Below are 14,761 nucleotides of genomic sequence, written 5' to 3'. Positions count from 1 at the left end.
GACGCATTACGTCATGCGTTCCGCCACCTCCAGATCCTCGGGCGTGTTGATGTTGAAGAACGGATCCGGGCGTTCGGGGAAGGACGCGCGGGCGCAGCCCAGCGGATCGGTCCAGGCGACGATCTTGCGCGTGCCACCCGCGAGGGCCGAGCGCAGGTTCTCGCGCAGCGCAACCGGCCACAAGCCGAAGGTCGGGTGACGATGGAAGGGACGGTCTTCCGCCGGGGTCGTGGCCATGGCCAGGGGTGTATCCTCCCGTGACGCCGCCTCCGTGAGGCGGGTGACGAGGTCGCGGGGAAAGAAGGGCGTGTCTCCGGCCACCGTGACGATGTGGCTGTATCCCTCGGCGGCGGCGTGGTCCATGCCCGCCAACACGCCGGCAAGCGGGCCTGGATGATCTTCCATGCTGTCGGGCAACACCGGGAGACCGGATGCGGCGAAGCGGGACGGATCGCCGTTGGCGTTGAGAGCCAGCCCCGCCACCTGCGGACGGAAACGCAGGACGATATGGGTCAGCATCGGCGCACCATGCAGCGGCAGCAGGCACTTGTCGCCGCCGCCCATCCGGGTAGCCCGGCCGCCGGCGAGGATGATGCCTAAAGCCTTCATGCCGTCGCCCGCCATCGGCTGATGCGGGCGAGCGCCTCGGCACGGTCGAGACCCGCCGGCAAGGCGTCGTCCGGCAGGATGATCGCCCCGAAGCCACTGGTGAGCAGGGCGATTCCCGGTTTGATTTCTTCCACTGCACGGATGCCCGCCCAGGGCAGGCTAGCCTTGCCATGGGCAGTTTCCGTGGCAACGCCGGACTCGGAGAGGCGGAGAGTGGCGGGGCCTCGCCGCTCAGCGTCCGCCCGCAGGGCCCGGTGCATGCCCGTCCGCTTGGCGCGGTTGCAGGCCATCAGGCCGAAGAGATAGGCGGCAGCTCCGGTGGCGACCCCCGCCAAAAATGCTGGTACGGCTTCCATTGGTGTGTAGCGCAGGAAGAGCCAGTAGCCGCCGAAGAGAACGGCGGCGGTAACGGCCATGTTGATGAGTGCGGCCCGGCCCGTGCCGCTGTGCTGCTGCAAATTCCTGGCAGCAGTTGCCACGGTGATCGCCGGATCGACCCGGTACGTCGCGGTAATGTCAGTCATCCCCTGCTCCCTTGCGGCGGGACTTGCGGTTTTCTTCCGGCACGCTCGCAAGATCGGCATCATAGACCAGCCGCTCCTCGCCCGAGAGGCAGAGGAAGCGCTGGCCGCGCATCCGGCCGATGAGGGTGAGGCCGGTCTGGCGGGCAAGTTCCACGCCCCAGGCGGTAAAGCCGGAACGGGAGGCGAGCGCCGGAATGCCCATCAGCGCCGTCTTGATCACCATCTCGGAGGTCAGGCGGCCGGTGGTGTAGAGCAGCTTGTCCGCCGGGTCGATGCCCTCGGTGCGCATCCACCCCGCGATCTTGTCGACGGCGTTGTGACGGCCGACATCCTCCATATAGACGAGCGGCTCCGCCGCCTTGCAGAGCACGGTGCCGTGGATGGCCCCGGCATTGAGGTAGAGGCTGGGGCTGGTATTGATCTTTTGCGCGAGGGCGTAGAGATCGGAGGTGCGGACCGGCGTGGCCGGCAGCGTCAGCCCTTCCAGCCCCTCCATCACATCGCCGAAGACAGTGCCGACGGCGCAGCCGGAGGTGCGGGTCTTTTTCTTCAGCTTTTCCTCGTAATTGGTTGCGCGCGCCGTGCGGACGACAACTGTCTCGAGGTCCTCGTCGAAGTCGGTGCCGGTAATCTGATCTTCCGGCAACAACATGCCCTGATTGGCCAGATAGCCGATGGCGAGCCATTCGGGATGGTCGCCGATGGTCATGGCGGTGACGATTTCCTGGCTGTTGAGGTAGATCGTCAGCGGCCTCTCTTCCACCACGCGGATCTCCTGCGCCGCGCCGGTGTGGTCGCGGGCAGTAACGGCGCGGGTGAGGCCGGGCGCATCCGGATCCGGGCGGATGATCATGGGGCGTCTCCTTTGCGGCGAGAGAAGCACCGGCGGGCGGGAATGGCAAGCCGGAGGGCGGCGCATCCGGCGCGGCAGGCTCGAACAGGTCGCCAAAGCCTGCGGCGGCGGCCTCGATGGCCGGCGCCGCGGGCGCACCCCCGAAGGTTCCGCTGCCCTCCATTCAGGATCGCGATACCCGTCATGCAGAATTCTGAATTGTGCTCCCCGCCGAACCGGGCTAGGGGCAGAACCATGCGTTCCGCCTCTGCCTCTCCCTTCTCGGCGTTCATCTCCGGTTACCTTGCGGGGGTTCCTTTCGTGCTCGTCGTCATTCCGTTCTCGCTTCTGTTCGGCGTGGTCGCGACCGAGGCGGGGCTCGACATCGTGCAGACAATGAGCATGTCGTTCCTCGTCATCGCCGGGGCATCGCAGTTCACGGCCCTGGCGCTTCTGAAGGATCAGGCACCGCTGCTGATCATCCTTGCCACCAGCCTTGCCGTGAACATGCGAATGGCGATGTACTCCGCCGCCCTCGTGCCGCACATCGGGGCAGCGCCGATGTGGCAGAGGGCGCTGGCCGCCTATCTGCTGGTCGACCAGAGCTACGGCGTCTCGGTCCAGAAATATGAACGTTCCCCCGAAATGACCGTGCCGCAGAAGATGGCCTATTATTTCGGCGCGGTGATGGCCGTCTGTCCTCTGTGGTACATCTTCACCTTCGTTGGCGCGGTGGCGGGCACTGCCATTCCGCCGGAATACGCACTCGACTTCGCGGTTCCGATCACCTTCCTTGCACTGGTCGCGCCCTCGCTGCGCACCGTGCCGCACATCGCTGCCGCCGTCGTCAGCGTCACCGCGGCACTGGTCTTCGCCGGCGTGCCCTACTCACTTGGCCTGATCATCGCCGCCGTGCTGGCGATGTTCACCGGTGCGCTGGTGGAAATCTGGCTGGAGAAGCGGGTATGAGCGGTGGCATCCCGGACGGCCTGATCTGGCAGGTCATCGTGCTGCTTGGCGTCGGCACCTATCTGATCCGGTTTTCCTTCATCGGTCTGATCGGCGACCGTCCTCTGCATCCGTTCGTTCTGCGGCTGCTGCGCTATGTCACCGTCGGTGTGATGCCGGGGCTGATTGCACCGATGGTGCTGTGGCCGGAAGCGACGGGCGGCAACCCGGATGCAGCCCGGTTGGCGGCGGCGGCGGCGGCCCTGTTGGTCGGGGCGCTGACCCGTTCGCTGATAGGCTCCATCGTGGCCGGGATGGGGATGCTGTATCTGGTGCAGGCGCTGACCTGACCCGCCGGCCAGCCTGACCTGCAGGCGCAACTATCACAGTGGCAGGGCAGTTGTCTGCACCACGGTCCGCAGTGCGAAACTGGTGTGCATCTGCGCCACCCCCGGCAGGCGTGTCAGGTGCTGGCGATGAATGCGGGCGAAATCCTCCGTGTCCCGCGCCGCGACCTTGAGCAGGTAATCCGCCGTGCCGGCCATAAGGTGGCAAGACAGCACATCAGGGATCCGGGATACGGCCTTTTCGAACGCGTCCAGCAATTCGTTCGCCTGACCGCTGAGCGTTATCTCGACAAACGCCGTTGCCCGCCGCTCCACCCGAGCCGGATCCAGCAGCGCGACATAGCCGCGGATGACCCCCTCCTTCTCCAGCCTTTGCACGCGGCGGTGGCAGGCGGAGGCAGAAAGATGCACGCGCTCCGCCAGATCGGCGTTGGAAATTCTACCCTCCCGTTGAAGGACACTGAGGATGGCGGCATCGAAGCTGTCAAAGGGCACTTCGGAGAATTCTCCCGGTTTTTGGTTCATTTTGCCGGATATATTGCGTCATTTCGGCGCTGCAAAACAGAAGTTTGCACAGAACTGTCGGACATAGAGGGCTAGGCTGGTGCAAAACGGAGGAGACAGCCATGCGTATCGGATGCCCGAAGGAAATCAAGACCCGCGAATACCGGGTGGGGCTGACACCCCGCGCGGCGGAGGAAGCTATCGCGTCGGGCCACGAAGTGGTGATCGAGCGCGACGCCGGGGCCGGGGCCGGTTTCGCCGATGCGGCCTACGAGGCCGTCGGCGCGAACATCGTGGACACGGCCGAGGAGGTTTTCGCCACGGCGGAGATGATCGTGAAGGTCAAGGAACCGCAGACGGAGGAGCGCAAGCGCTTGCGCGCGGGGCAGGTTCTGTTCACCTACCTGCACCTTGCCCCCGATCCGGACCAGACCCGCGATCTGCTGGAAAGCGGTGTGACCGCGATTGCCTACGAGACAGTGACGGATGGCGCGGGCGGCCTGCCGCTGCTGGCACCGATGTCGGAAGTGGCCGGACGGCTGGCGCCGCAGATGGGTGCCTGGGCCTTGCAGAAAGCCAACGGCGGCCGCGGTGTGCTGATGGGCGGCGTACCGGGCGTCGGCCCCGCGAAAGTGGCGGTTCTGGGCGGCGGCGTTGTCGGTACGCAGGCGGCGCGGATCGCGGCCGGAATGGGTGCTGAAGTAACGGTGCTGGACCTGTCGCTGGCGCGAATGCGGCAACTGGACGATCTATTCGGGCGGGAGTTCCGAACCCGCTATTCGACCCGCGGTGCCGTCTCGGAACTGATCGCCGAGGCAGACATGGTAATTGGCGCGGTGCTGATACCCGGCGCGGCGGCGCCGAAACTGGTGCGCCGGGCGCAACTGGCGGAGATGCAGCCAGGCGCGGTGCTGGTGGATGTCGCCATTGACCAGGGCGGCTGTTTCGAGACCTCGAAACCCACGACACATGACGACCCGATCTACGAAGTGGATGGTATCTTGCACTACTGCGTCGCCAACATGCCCGGCGCCGTGGCGCGGACGGCGACCATCGCGCTCGGCAACGCGACGATGCCGTTCATGCTGGCACTGGCGAACAAGGGCTGGCGACAGGCCTGCGAGGACGACCCGCACCTGCTGGCAGGGTTGAACACCCATTCAGGCAAGCTGACCTATGCGGCAGTGGGCCGGGCGTTGGGGCTGGATGTGCTGTCGCCGCGACTGGCGCTCAAGCTCTGACGCCGAGCCCTGATCCGCCGCCCGGCTGAAGGCATCGGGGGCCGCTCGCCGTCGAGCGGCCCCCTGAATTGTCGGACGGCCTGATCTTCAGGAACCGGCTTTCAGCGAGTCGCGGATCTCGATCAGGATGTCCTTCTCGGATGGGCCGGTATCGACTTCAGGTGCCACATCGTCGGGCTTCTCTGCCATGGCGCTGACGCGGTTCACCATCTTGACGAGCAGGAACACGACCCATGCGATGATCAGGAACTTGATGACGGCGTTGATGAAGTTGCCGATCATGAACTGCGCTTCGCCGAGGCCGAAGCTGATGCCGGAAAAGTCGACGCCGCCGACGAACAGGCCGATCAGCGGGTTGACGAGATCATCCACCAGCGAGGTGACGATCGCCGTGAAGGCCGCGCCGATGATGATACCGACGGCCATGTCCATGACATTGCCCTTGGCGATGAAATCCTTGAATTCGTTGATCATGTTGTTCCCACTCCTGTTTTTGACTGACACTGTTCCACAGATCGCCTGAGAATCCCCGGCGGTGCGGACAGGTGCAACAAGTATAGCCAAAAAACAACATGTTTCCTGTTCGGGGGTTTGTTTTGACGCAAAGGAAGCACAGGTAAGGGCGACAACTCAGACACAAGGACACCAAGATGGCCGATCTCTCCAGCTTTCCGATCACGCAGCGCTGGCCTGCAACCAACCCGGACGTCATCCAGCTCTACTCTTTCCCGACGCCGAATGGCGTGAAGGTTTCGATCGCGCTGGAGGAACTGGGGCTGCCCTATGAGGCCCACAAGGTGACGCTGGCCGACGAAGACGTGAAGAGCGATGCATTCCTGTCGCTCAACCCCAACAACAAGATCCCGGCGATCGTCGATCCCGACGGGCCGGGCGGCGCGCCGATAGGCCTGTGGGAATCCGGTGCGATCCTGATCTACCTGGCAGAGAAGACCGGCAAGCTGATCCCGGGCGATGCTGCCGGAAAATACGAGACGATACAGTGGCTGATGTTCCAGATGGGCGGTATCGGGCCGATGTTCGGGCAACTGGGCTTTTTTCACAAGTTCGCCGGCAGGGATATCGAGGATCCGCGCCCGCGCGAACGCTATGTCAACGAGGCCAACCGGCTGCTGAAGGTGCTGGAACAACGGCTGGAGGGGCGCGAATGGATCATGGGCGATCTCTACACCATCGCCGACATCGCCATTTTCCCGTGGGTGCGCGGCCTGAAGGTGTTCTACGAGGCCGGTGATCTGGTCGGTCTGACGGACATGCCCAACGTCAACCGCTGGCTGGACGCGGCGATTGCGCGGCCTCCGAGCGAGAAGGGTCTGAACATTCCTGACCGCAACGGCTGAGACTCGCGGCCGGTGCGCAGCGCCCGGTGCAGGCGGCAAGGCGTGCAAACGCCTTGCAGGCGTTTCCGGTGGACCCGGCCACCGGGACCTGCGCAGCAGGTCGCACGCCGGTTCCCGTGGCAGGCTCTGCGCTGTCAGTGCAGAAGGATCTCGCCGTCGACCTTGCGCCACTCACCCGCGCGGATCAGCTTCTGGTGGCTGTAGCGAACGGAGTGCAGCGGGCCGTCGAGGCTTTCCTTCCAGAAATCGAGGAACCCGTGCAGCTTGGGGAATTCCGGCGCAAGATCGTAGTCCTGCCAGGTAAAAACCTGCAGCATCGACTGAAAATCCGGCATCCGGTATGTAATCTCTGCGGTCACCAGCCCGTGACCGTTCAGCATCAATTCGGTATCCGATAACTTCATGTTGCCTCCTTCACTCGGATCTCATGCTTGAATCTTGAGTGAAGGAGGGTTACACGGGCAAGCAAAATTTTGGTAAATGCCCGTAATTTCAACATGTTAGCGCTCACCCTACGTGAGTGCTGCCAAACATCATCAGCCCGGAAGGGTGCCGCGGAGAACGTAGGTCAGCATTTCCACGACCTGTCGCGGTTCCTCCGCCACGGCCAGGGCGGCGGCGTCAACTTCCTTCAGCGCATGCTGGTGGTCGGCACCGTGCAGGACGATCAAGGATTTGCCAAGTGCGGCCGCCATGCCGGCATCGAAGGCCGCGTTCCACTGCTTGTACTTCTCCCCGAAACGGACCACCACTACATCGGCATCCTCGATACCTTTGCGGGTGCGGATCGCGTTCAGCTTGGCACCCTTGTGGTCGTGCCAGAACTTGTTCTCCTCGGCCCCGAGGATGGCGACACCGCAATCGTCGGAAGCCGCGTGATCCGTCACAGGGCTGGAAAAGGCGATGTCGAGGCCCGCCGCCTTGCAACCCGCCATGATGTCTTCGCGCCAGTCGGTGTGGATTTCACCGGAGAGATATACGGAGAGTGTCATGGGCTGGGTCCTTTCCTCGTGCCTGTCGTGCCGTTGCGGCTTCAAGGTGACGTCTGGCGCCGAAAAGGCAAGCCCCGTCCGCCGCGGCACTTCCGCCTTGCCTACGCCCGCCCGCGGCACTAGCTTCCGGGATACCTCGGGGTGTCCCCACAAGGGCTGAGATGCATTGCGCGAACCCGTTGAACCTGAACCGGATCACACCGGCGTAGGGAAGGTCAGAGACACGTACCCTCTGCCTGCCATACGCCGCAGAACACAGAGGATGCCATGCGGACTTTCCTGACATCTGCGGCCCTCGCACTGCTTGCCGGCAGTGCCGCGGCCCAGACACCGACGCTCACCGTCTACACATACGACAGTTTCGTCGCCGAATGGGGGCCGGGCCCGCAGATCGAGGCCGCCTTCGAGGAGACCTGCGGCTGCGACCTCAACTTCGTCAGCGCCGGTGACGGTGCGGCACTGCTGGCGCGGGTGCGGCTGGAGGGCGAACGCACCGAAGCCGATATCGTGCTGGGGTTGGACACGTCGCTGACCGAGGCGGCCACGGCGACCGGGCTTTTCGCCGAGCACGGTGGCGCACCCGCCGACCTGACGGTGCCGGTCGAATGGAACGACCCAATCTTCCTGCCCTATGACTGGTCGCACTTCGCCTTCATCTATGACGAGACCCGGCTGTCTGAGCCGCCCGCAAGCTTCCGTGAACTTGCCGAGAGCGATCTCTCCGTGGTCATTCAGGATCCACGCAGTTCCACGCCCGGTCTTTCGCTCGTATTCTGGGTAAAGGCCGCCTACGGTGACGAGGCGCAGGCGATGTGGGAAGCATTGGCACCACGTATCCTGACCGTCACGAAGGGCTGGAGCGAATCCTATTCCATGTTCCTCGAAGGCGAGGCGGACATGGTGCTGTCCTACACCACATCTCCTGCCTATCACATGGTCGCCGAGGAAGACGACACCAAGCATGCGGCGCCGTTCACCGAAGGCCACTACACGCAGGTGGAAGTGGCGGGTATCCTGAAATCGACCGATCAGCCGGACCTGGCGCGGGATTTCATGGCATTCATGCTGACCGACGCCTTCCAGTCGATCATTCCGACGACCAACTGGATGTATCCGGCGGTGGCGACGGAGCTTGATCCGGCCTTCGGCAAGCTGATCACCCCCGAGAAGGCGCTGCTGTTCCCGCCGGAAGAAGCCGAAGCGCTGCGCAAGACGGCGATAGAGGAGTGGCAGGAGGCGCTGTCTCAGTGAGCCTGAAGGCGGGCCGGAATAACTTCTCCGCCGCCCTGCCCGGCATCGGTGTGCTGGCGCTGGTGCTGCTGCTGACTTTCGGTTCCGTCGCTGCGCTGCTGACGGTGGAGCGCTCCGGCGGGCTGACACGGTTCGACTGGGCCGCCATCCGCTTCACGCTGCTCCAGTCGTTGCTGTCGGCCACAATCAGCGCCGCGCTGGCGGTGCCGTTGGCGCGTGCGCTGGTGCGCCGACGGTTTCCGGGCAGAAGTCTGGCGATCACGCTGCTGGGCGCGCCCTTCATCCTGCCGGTGATCGTCGCCGTTCTGGGATTGCTGGCAATCTGGGGGCGCGGTGGCGTCGTCAACGACCTGCTGGTGCCGCTGGGCCTGCCCCGACTCGATATCTACGGTTTACCCGGCATCCTGCTGGCACACGTGTTTTTCAACCTGCCGCTGGTGACGCGGCTGTTGCTGCAGGGATGGGCCGCGATCCCGGAGACGCAATTCCGCCTCGCCGCCGGGCTTGGGCTGACGCCGCTGGCCCGCTTCCGCATCATCGAGATGCCGATGTTGCGGGCCGTACTTCCGGGCGCTTTCCTGCTTGTCTTTCTACTGTGCATGACCAGTTTTGCCACGGTGCTGGCGCTGGGCGGCGGGCCGAAGGCGACGACTGTGGAACTGGCAATCTATCAGGCGTTGCGGTTCGAGTTCGACCTCGGACAGGCGGCACGGCTGGCGCTGGTGCAGTTCGCAATCTGCGGCGGCGTCGCCGTGTTGGCGCTGTCACTGACGCGGCTTCAGCCCGTGGGCGGCAGTATCACCGCGCCGGACATACGCGCCGGCACCAACCACCGCCAGCGTTTCGTCGATGGTCTCATCCTCTGTGCTATGCTCGCCTTTCTGCTGGCACCGCTGGTGCTTATCGCCTGGAACGGGGTCTGGGGGCTGACCGGCGGCATGACTTCTGGTTTCGCCCCTGCGGTGGCGACAAGCCTCGCCGTTGCACTCGGCAGTGCATTTGTCTCGACAGCAATGGCGCTGGCCCTCGCGGTGTGGGTCGCTGGCCTGTCGCGAACGCGCGGCATCGTGGTGGAAGGCCTCGGCTTGCTGTTGTTGGCGGCATCGCCTTTCGTGATGGGGACCGGGCTTTTCATCCTGCTGAATCCGTTCGCTTCGCCGTTCGCCTTCGCGCTGCCGATCACCGGCCTGCTGAACGCCATGGCCGCCCTGCCCTTCGCCCTGCGGGCGCTTGTGCCGGCGCTGCGGCAGGCGGAGGCCCGGTTCGGGCCACTGGCCGCATCGCTGGATCTTACCGGGTGGGCACGGTTGCGGCTGGTGACATGGCCCGCGATTCGCCGCCCTGCCGGTTTTGCGCTGGGGCTGGCAGCCGCGTTGTCGATGGGGGATCTCGGCGTCATTACCCTGTTCGCACCCCCGGGGGTGGAGACACTTCCGCTGTACATGTACCGATTGATGGGTGCCTACCGGATGGAGGAGGCGGCGGGCGCGGCGCTGGTGCTGATGGCTCTGTCGCTGCTGCTGTTCTGGGTTTTCGATCGGGGAGGACGGCTTGGCCCTGCGTTGCGTTGATCTTGAAATGGTGCGCGGCGATTTCCGGCTGCTGGCGGATATCGACGTGCAATCGAAGAGCCGGGTGGCCGTGATCGGTCCTTCCGGCGGCGGCAAATCGACCTTGCTGAACACCGTCGCCGGATTCCTGCAACCTGCCTCCGGCCGGATCGAGATCGCCGGTGAGGATGTGACGCAAGCAGCGCCTGCCGCACGCAATCTGACGATGGTGTTTCAGGACAACAACCTGTTCCCGCACCTGACGCTGGCCCAGAACACCGGCCTCGGCATCGCGCCGAACCTGCGGCTGAACGCTGCGCAGAAAGACCGGGTGAGCGCGGTGCTTGCGCGCGTGGGGCTGGAGGGGAAGGAGGCTTCATTGCCGCCGGACCTTTCGGGCGGGCAGCAAAGTCGGGCGGCACTGGCACGGGCGCTGTTGCGTGGCAGGCCGCTACTGCTGTTGGACGAACCCTTCGCCGCCCTCGGCCCTGCGCTGCGGCTGGAAATGCTCGATCTCGTGGCCGAAATCTGCGCGGAGGAGGCGATCACCCTGCTGATGATCACCCACGCACCGGAGGACGCGTTGCGCATCTGCCCGCAGACGCTGCTGGTGGCCGACGGCACGGTCGAGGGGCCGCAGGACACCGGGGCGCTTCTTGCCGACCCTCCGGAAAGCCTGCGCAGCTACCTCGGTGCCCGCTGAGACGTCATGGCAGGCAATCGAGGGTCCAGACATTGACGAAGTTGGCTGTCTGCAATGTCAGCGTGGCATCGAAACGGATGCCGCTGTTTGTCAGGTAGGGCATCGCGAAGGTCGAGACGCTGAAGCTGTCGGTCGCCATGGCGAGAATGTCGGACGGGGGCTCGCTGACCGGGAAGAATTCCCGCTCCGACGGGGCGAAGTCGGGCGAACTCTGTGCGATGACGATGCTTTCGCTGCCGACGGTAATCAGGAACTGTTTCTGCTTGTTCTTGCGTACGAACTCGGGATTTTCTTCCGACGACAACAGTACATCGGTGACCCGGCATTTGAACGGTTCGGCCGCGGCGAAAGTGGCCGGGACGGTCAGAAGGATGGCAAGAAGGTAGGTTTTCATGCTGTTGCTTCCTCCCCGCGCCACTCGATCCATGTGCCGTGCGGGTGGGCCGTGGCCAGGGTTTCGCGGCCACCACCCGGCCATGTCTGCAGGCAGAGCACCGGGTTGACCGTATCCTCGAATTCCAATGTCAGCCATGCCAGCGGCGCCTCCGCCCCTGCCCGTGCGCCGGCTGCCGCAAGGGCGGCGCGGATGCGGGCCTGCGAGTCGGGCGGGAAGTACTGGAAAGCGATGGTATGGCACACCACGCGCACGCGGCCGGGCAGGGCCGTAGCGGCGAGTTCAGCCTCCAGCCAGTCGGCCGCATCACCGGCAACGAGTCGCGGCGGATGCGCGCGGGCGATGGCGATGGCCGCTTCGAGCCGCGCCAGTCGCTCCGGCTGGTCGGGCCATGCATAGGCCATTAGGCGACGCGCGACTTCCGGATTCGCCGTGTCCAACGGGTTGAGGTCGACACCACAAGCCGAACCGATGCACGGCTCAGGACCGGTGGGCGCCGGGCCGCGCCACTCTGGCACGATCTGCACGGCGCTTTTCCTGTCTCCGAAGTCCGTGCCGCCCAGGGTATAACCATAGCGGGCCAGGTTCGTGTTCAATCCCGCACTGGCACCGAGCTCCAGCAGATCCATCGGCAAACCGAAGCGATCCGCAATGGCCATCAATCCGGGATAGAGCGCAGCGGAGCGGCCGGTCTCGTTCGTTTGCGGCGCGAAGGTCAGCCAGTCGGCGAGCATCTGCCCCTCTGCCCGGCAAGCCTCCGTGACCGCGTCCTGAAGGTCAGCGAAGGCGGACATGGCTGCCGGTGGATAGAATTCCGCAAGCCGCGGCAACCGGCCCGCGCGAACGCAAACGTGCAGCGCTCCGGCGAGGCGCAAAGCAAGTGCGTCGCCGCGCGGGGCGGGATCGCCTGGCCAGTGCAGCACCCTGTCGCCAAGCACCGTGCCTTCGCGAAGCGCCGCCGTGATGCAATCTATGACGGCCGCCGTGAACGGCGATTTCAGACGGCGGCAGATCGTGGCCTGCATGAGCAGGGCACGGCGGACAGGGTGCACCTCCAGCCCACGCACATCCTTTTCGAAGAATACGCGGGCGAAACCCGCCTCTTCATGGCGCGAAACCTCGGCATAGCCAAGCGCAGGGTAGAGCCGCAGCGGGCCGGCCATCGCGGCATTGGTGTAAAGCTCGACACGGGGCAGGCCGAGCCGCCGTGCCTCGGCCTCCACCCAGGCGATCACCTTCCGCCCCAGCCCCCTGCCCTGCGCATCCGGCGCAACGACTACCGCTTCGAGGTGGAGCGCATCGCCATCGCGATAGTGGACGCTGTATGCAGAAAGGTCCTCGTTGACCCAGACACGCCCCTTGGCGATCAGAGCCGGAAAATCGGGATACATCGGCGCCGGCGGTTTGCCGATGGCGGCGATGTAGCCGCCAAAGGCTGCCTCGGCGATCTCCGCCAGCCGCCCGGCCTCTTCAGGCCATGCGGGGCGGAGCGTGATCACCGGCTACCCACGTAGCCGATGATGTCATAGGTCCTGGCGAGAATCGGGTCGGCGATGGCCGCCGCCTTCTCCGCGCCCTTGCCAAGCACGCGGTCGATCTCCGCAGGGTCGGCAAGGTAACGCCGCATCTCTTCGCCGATATGGGCAAGCTTGGCGACGGCAAGGTCTGCGAGGGCCGGCTTGAAGGTAGAAAAGCTGGCACCGCCATGTTCGGCCATCACCTGCTCCGGCGTCGTCTCGGCCAGCGCGGCATAGATGCGCACGAGGTTGAGTGCCTCGGGCCGTTCCTCAAGCCCTTCGAGCGTTTCGGAGAGGGGTTCCGGGTCCGTCTTGGCCTTGCGGATCTTCTTTGCGATCGTATCTGCATCATCGGTGAGGTTGATGCGGCTCTGATCGGAAGGATCGGATTTCGACATTTTTTTGGAGCCGTCCCGCAGGCTCATAACCCTCGTCGCCACACCCTCGATCATCGGCTCTGGCAGGGGGAAGAAATTCTCCGCTCCGAAATCGAGGTTGAACTTGGTGGCGATATCCCGCGTCAATTCGATGTGTTGGCGCTGGTCTTCGCCGACGGGCACATGCGTTGCGTGATAGACGAGGATGTCGGCGGCCTGAAGCGCCGGGTAAGCGTAGAGCCCGAGGCTGGAGCGCTCCGCGTTCTTGCCCGCCTTGTCCTTGAACTGTGTCATCCGGTTCATCCAGCCAAGCCGGGCAACACAGGAAAAGATCCACGCAAGCTGCGTATGGGCCGGCACCTGGCTCTGGTTGAAGAGGACGGATTTCTCCGGGTCCATGCCACAGGCAAGGAAGGCCGCCGCCAGTTCGCGCGTCGCGGCAGTCATCCCCTCGCGCCCAGGCCAGCTGACCGTGATCGCGTGCAGGTCGACGATGCAGTAGATGGTTTCCCAATCGTTGTTCTGCATCTCTACAAAGCGTTTCACGGCTCCGAGATAGTTGCCGAGGTGCAAATCACCTGTCGGCTGAACCCCGGAGAAGACGCGGCGTGCGTGTTGAGCATCGGTCATGGAGCTATTGCCTGAAATCGGTTAGAGACGGCCTCGCTTATCGCCGCAGGATCGCGGAACGTCAACCGGAGCAAGGGATGCACAACCCGGACCAGAACGCCTCACCCTTCAACGCCCTTCCGCCAGTACTGGTGGCGCTTGCGCTGGCCATGGGGCTGATCGAGGTTGCGTTCCAGCTTGGCGCGCGTGGCCTGATCGGCGGGCCCGAGGCCGTGGGCTGGCGCATCGCCGCGGCCCAGCGTTTCGGCTTCGTCGACCAGGTGTTCGAATATGCACGCGCTACTGGGACATGGAACCTGGACACGGCAGCGCGGTTCTTCACCTACCCGTTCATTCACCAGAACGCGACGCACGCACTGTTCGCCGTCGCCCTGCTGCTGGCCATCGGTAACTACGCTTCACGGGTGTTTTCCGGCCTGGCGCTCGCCATCGTCTTCGTCGCCGCGTCCTTCTGCGGGGCATTGGCCCACGGATTGATCATGCAGGGCGGCTACGCGCTGCTGGGCGCCTATCCGCCGCTCTATGGTTTCCTCGGTCTGATGACGTGGACGCTGTGGATCATCGCCCGCCAGAAGGGTGAAAACCCGATAATGGCCTTCCGGCTGGTGGGGGTGCTGGTGGCGTTACAACTGCTGTTCTTCGTCTATTATCAACTGTTGCAGGGAGACGGCGGGCAACTGACCATCGCCAGCGAGGCTGCGGGCTTTCTCACCGGCTTCGGCCTCGCGCCGCTGCTGATCCCCGGCGGCCTGCGGCGGCTGCGGGCACGGCTGCAGAATCGATGAACCTTCTGTGGCTTCTGCGGATGAAGCGCTGGGTGCAAAACCCACCGAGCGCCGGACGTGTGAAGCTGGTGTTGGCCGTCCTTGCCTGTGTCTTCGTGCTATATGGTATCGAACTGATGTTCGGCTGGCCGGAATGGCTGACACCGGAATTCGGCGGTCGAAGGCGGATGCCGGGCATGGCGCAATAAAGATGCGTCCG

Annotated in this window: 19 protein-coding genes and 1 riboswitch; of the genes, 9 read left to right on the top strand and 10 right to left on the bottom strand. The window is 64.6% G+C overall.

What is annotated here, in order from left to right; translation table 11 throughout:
* Positions 1-6: 6 nt before the first annotated feature.
* The 3 genes from mobA to GO499_RS18305 are packed head-to-tail and all read right to left on the bottom strand — an operon-like array spanning position 7 to position 1,986.
* The gene (mobA, locus tag GO499_RS18315; RefSeq protein ID WP_161863540.1) at positions 7-609 is read right to left on the bottom strand and encodes a molybdenum cofactor guanylyltransferase MobA; all 603 of its coding nucleotides are present in this window, start codon (positions 607-609) and stop codon (positions 7-9) included.
* Positions 606-1,133 (bottom strand): YcxB family protein, encoded by a 528-nt coding sequence (locus tag GO499_RS18310; RefSeq protein WP_161863539.1) that lies wholly within the window; start codon positions 1,131-1,133, stop codon positions 606-608. The genes mobA and GO499_RS18310 overlap by 4 nt, the downstream gene beginning before the upstream one ends.
* A complete protein-coding gene (locus GO499_RS18305) occupies positions 1,126-1,986 on the bottom strand; it encodes a formate dehydrogenase accessory sulfurtransferase FdhD (protein ID WP_161863538.1) in 861 nt (286 codons plus the stop codon). The genes GO499_RS18310 and GO499_RS18305 overlap by 8 nt, the downstream gene beginning before the upstream one ends.
* A gap of 234 nt (positions 1,987-2,220) precedes the next feature.
* Between GO499_RS18305 and GO499_RS18300 the strand changes: the two genes are divergently transcribed.
* The gene (locus GO499_RS18300; protein ID WP_161863537.1) at positions 2,221-2,934 is read left to right on the top strand and encodes an AzlC family ABC transporter permease; all 714 of its coding nucleotides are present in this window, start codon (positions 2,221-2,223) and stop codon (positions 2,932-2,934) included.
* Entirely contained in the window at positions 2,931-3,263 is a 333-nt protein-coding gene (locus tag GO499_RS18295; RefSeq protein ID WP_161863536.1) for an AzlD domain-containing protein, read from the top strand. The genes GO499_RS18300 and GO499_RS18295 overlap by 4 nt, the downstream gene beginning before the upstream one ends.
* A gap of 33 nt (positions 3,264-3,296) precedes the next feature.
* Here the strand turns inward: GO499_RS18295 and GO499_RS18290 are convergent, their stop codons facing one another.
* Entirely contained in the window at positions 3,297-3,785 is a 489-nt protein-coding gene (locus GO499_RS18290; RefSeq protein ID WP_161863535.1) for an Lrp/AsnC family transcriptional regulator, read from the bottom strand.
* 101 nt (positions 3,786-3,886) lie between these two features.
* On the opposite strand from GO499_RS18290, the gene ald reads away from it, so the two are divergent.
* A complete protein-coding gene (gene ald, locus GO499_RS18285; protein WP_161863534.1) occupies positions 3,887-5,005 on the top strand; it encodes an alanine dehydrogenase in 1,119 nt (372 codons plus the stop codon).
* 87 nt (positions 5,006-5,092) lie between these two features.
* Here the strand turns inward: ald and mscL are convergent, their stop codons facing one another.
* On the bottom strand, positions 5,093-5,479 hold the full coding sequence (mscL, locus tag GO499_RS18280; protein WP_161863533.1) for a large conductance mechanosensitive channel protein MscL: 387 nt from the start codon (positions 5,477-5,479) through the stop codon (positions 5,093-5,095).
* 176 nt (positions 5,480-5,655) lie between these two features.
* On the opposite strand from mscL, the gene GO499_RS18275 reads away from it, so the two are divergent.
* Positions 5,656-6,363: a glutathione S-transferase family protein gene (locus GO499_RS18275; RefSeq protein WP_161863532.1), complete on the top strand. Its 708-nt coding sequence runs from the start codon at positions 5,656-5,658 to the stop codon at positions 6,361-6,363.
* Between the two features lie 134 nt (positions 6,364-6,497).
* Here GO499_RS18275 and GO499_RS18270 read toward each other — a convergent pair whose 3' ends face one another.
* Together GO499_RS18270 and GO499_RS18265 are read right to left on the bottom strand one after the other, a co-directional pair.
* Positions 6,498-6,767, bottom strand: coding sequence for an usg protein (locus GO499_RS18270; RefSeq protein ID WP_161863531.1), 270 nt, complete (start codon positions 6,765-6,767; stop codon positions 6,498-6,500).
* A gap of 132 nt (positions 6,768-6,899) precedes the next feature.
* Entirely contained in the window at positions 6,900-7,355 is a 456-nt protein-coding gene (locus GO499_RS18265; protein ID WP_161863530.1) for a YtoQ family protein, read from the bottom strand.
* Positions 7,356-7,482: 127 nt separating this feature from the next.
* A riboswitch (TPP riboswitch) is annotated at positions 7,483-7,584 on the top strand.
* A gap of 38 nt (positions 7,585-7,622) precedes the next feature.
* On the opposite strand from GO499_RS18265, the gene thiB reads away from it, so the two are divergent.
* The 3 genes from thiB to GO499_RS18250 are packed head-to-tail and all read left to right on the top strand — an operon-like array spanning position 7,623 to position 10,859.
* Positions 7,623-8,606, top strand: coding sequence for a thiamine ABC transporter substrate binding subunit (gene thiB, locus GO499_RS18260; RefSeq protein ID WP_161863529.1), 984 nt, complete (start codon positions 7,623-7,625; stop codon positions 8,604-8,606).
* Complete coding sequence (locus tag GO499_RS18255; protein WP_284154808.1) at positions 8,603-10,177, top strand: thiamine/thiamine pyrophosphate ABC transporter permease ThiP; 1,575 nt, start codon at positions 8,603-8,605, stop codon at positions 10,175-10,177. Before thiB ends, GO499_RS18255 begins: the two co-directional genes overlap by 4 nt.
* Positions 10,178-10,184: 7 nt before the next feature.
* Positions 10,185-10,859 (top strand): thiamine ABC transporter ATP-binding protein, encoded by a 675-nt coding sequence (locus GO499_RS18250; RefSeq protein ID WP_431309906.1) that lies wholly within the window; start codon positions 10,185-10,187, stop codon positions 10,857-10,859.
* A gap of 4 nt (positions 10,860-10,863) precedes the next feature.
* On the opposite strand, the gene GO499_RS18245 is transcribed toward GO499_RS18250, so the two are convergent.
* From GO499_RS18245 to trpS, 3 genes are read right to left on the bottom strand one after another with little or no spacing between them, the layout of a single operon-like run.
* Entirely contained in the window at positions 10,864-11,253 is a 390-nt protein-coding gene (locus GO499_RS18245; protein WP_161863527.1) for a hypothetical protein, read from the bottom strand.
* Positions 11,250-12,752 carry a GNAT family N-acetyltransferase gene (locus tag GO499_RS18240; protein ID WP_161863526.1) on the bottom strand — a complete coding sequence of 501 codons (1,503 nt, stop codon included), beginning with the start codon at positions 12,750-12,752 and terminating at the stop codon, positions 11,250-11,252. Before GO499_RS18240 ends, GO499_RS18245 begins: the two co-directional genes overlap by 4 nt.
* A complete protein-coding gene (gene trpS, locus GO499_RS18235) occupies positions 12,749-13,777 on the bottom strand; it encodes a tryptophan--tRNA ligase (protein WP_161863525.1) in 1,029 nt (342 codons plus the stop codon). The genes GO499_RS18240 and trpS overlap by 4 nt, the downstream gene beginning before the upstream one ends.
* A 77-nt stretch (positions 13,778-13,854) precedes the next feature.
* Between trpS and GO499_RS18230 the strand changes: the two genes are divergently transcribed.
* Positions 13,855-14,562, top strand: coding sequence for a rhomboid family intramembrane serine protease (locus tag GO499_RS18230; RefSeq protein ID WP_161863524.1), 708 nt, complete (start codon positions 13,855-13,857; stop codon positions 14,560-14,562).
* Complete coding sequence (locus tag GO499_RS18225) at positions 14,559-14,750, top strand: hypothetical protein (RefSeq protein ID WP_161863523.1); 192 nt, start codon at positions 14,559-14,561, stop codon at positions 14,748-14,750. Before GO499_RS18230 ends, GO499_RS18225 begins: the two co-directional genes overlap by 4 nt.
* The last annotated feature ends 11 nt before the right edge of the window (positions 14,751-14,761 follow it).

Origin of the sequence: Algicella marina (assembly GCF_009931615.1) — a bacterium.
Lineage (GTDB): Bacteria > Pseudomonadota > Alphaproteobacteria > Rhodobacterales > Rhodobacteraceae > Algicella > Algicella marina.
The sequence above is the reverse complement of the archived record's forward strand: the minus strand, read 5'-3'. Positions and strand labels throughout refer to the sequence as shown.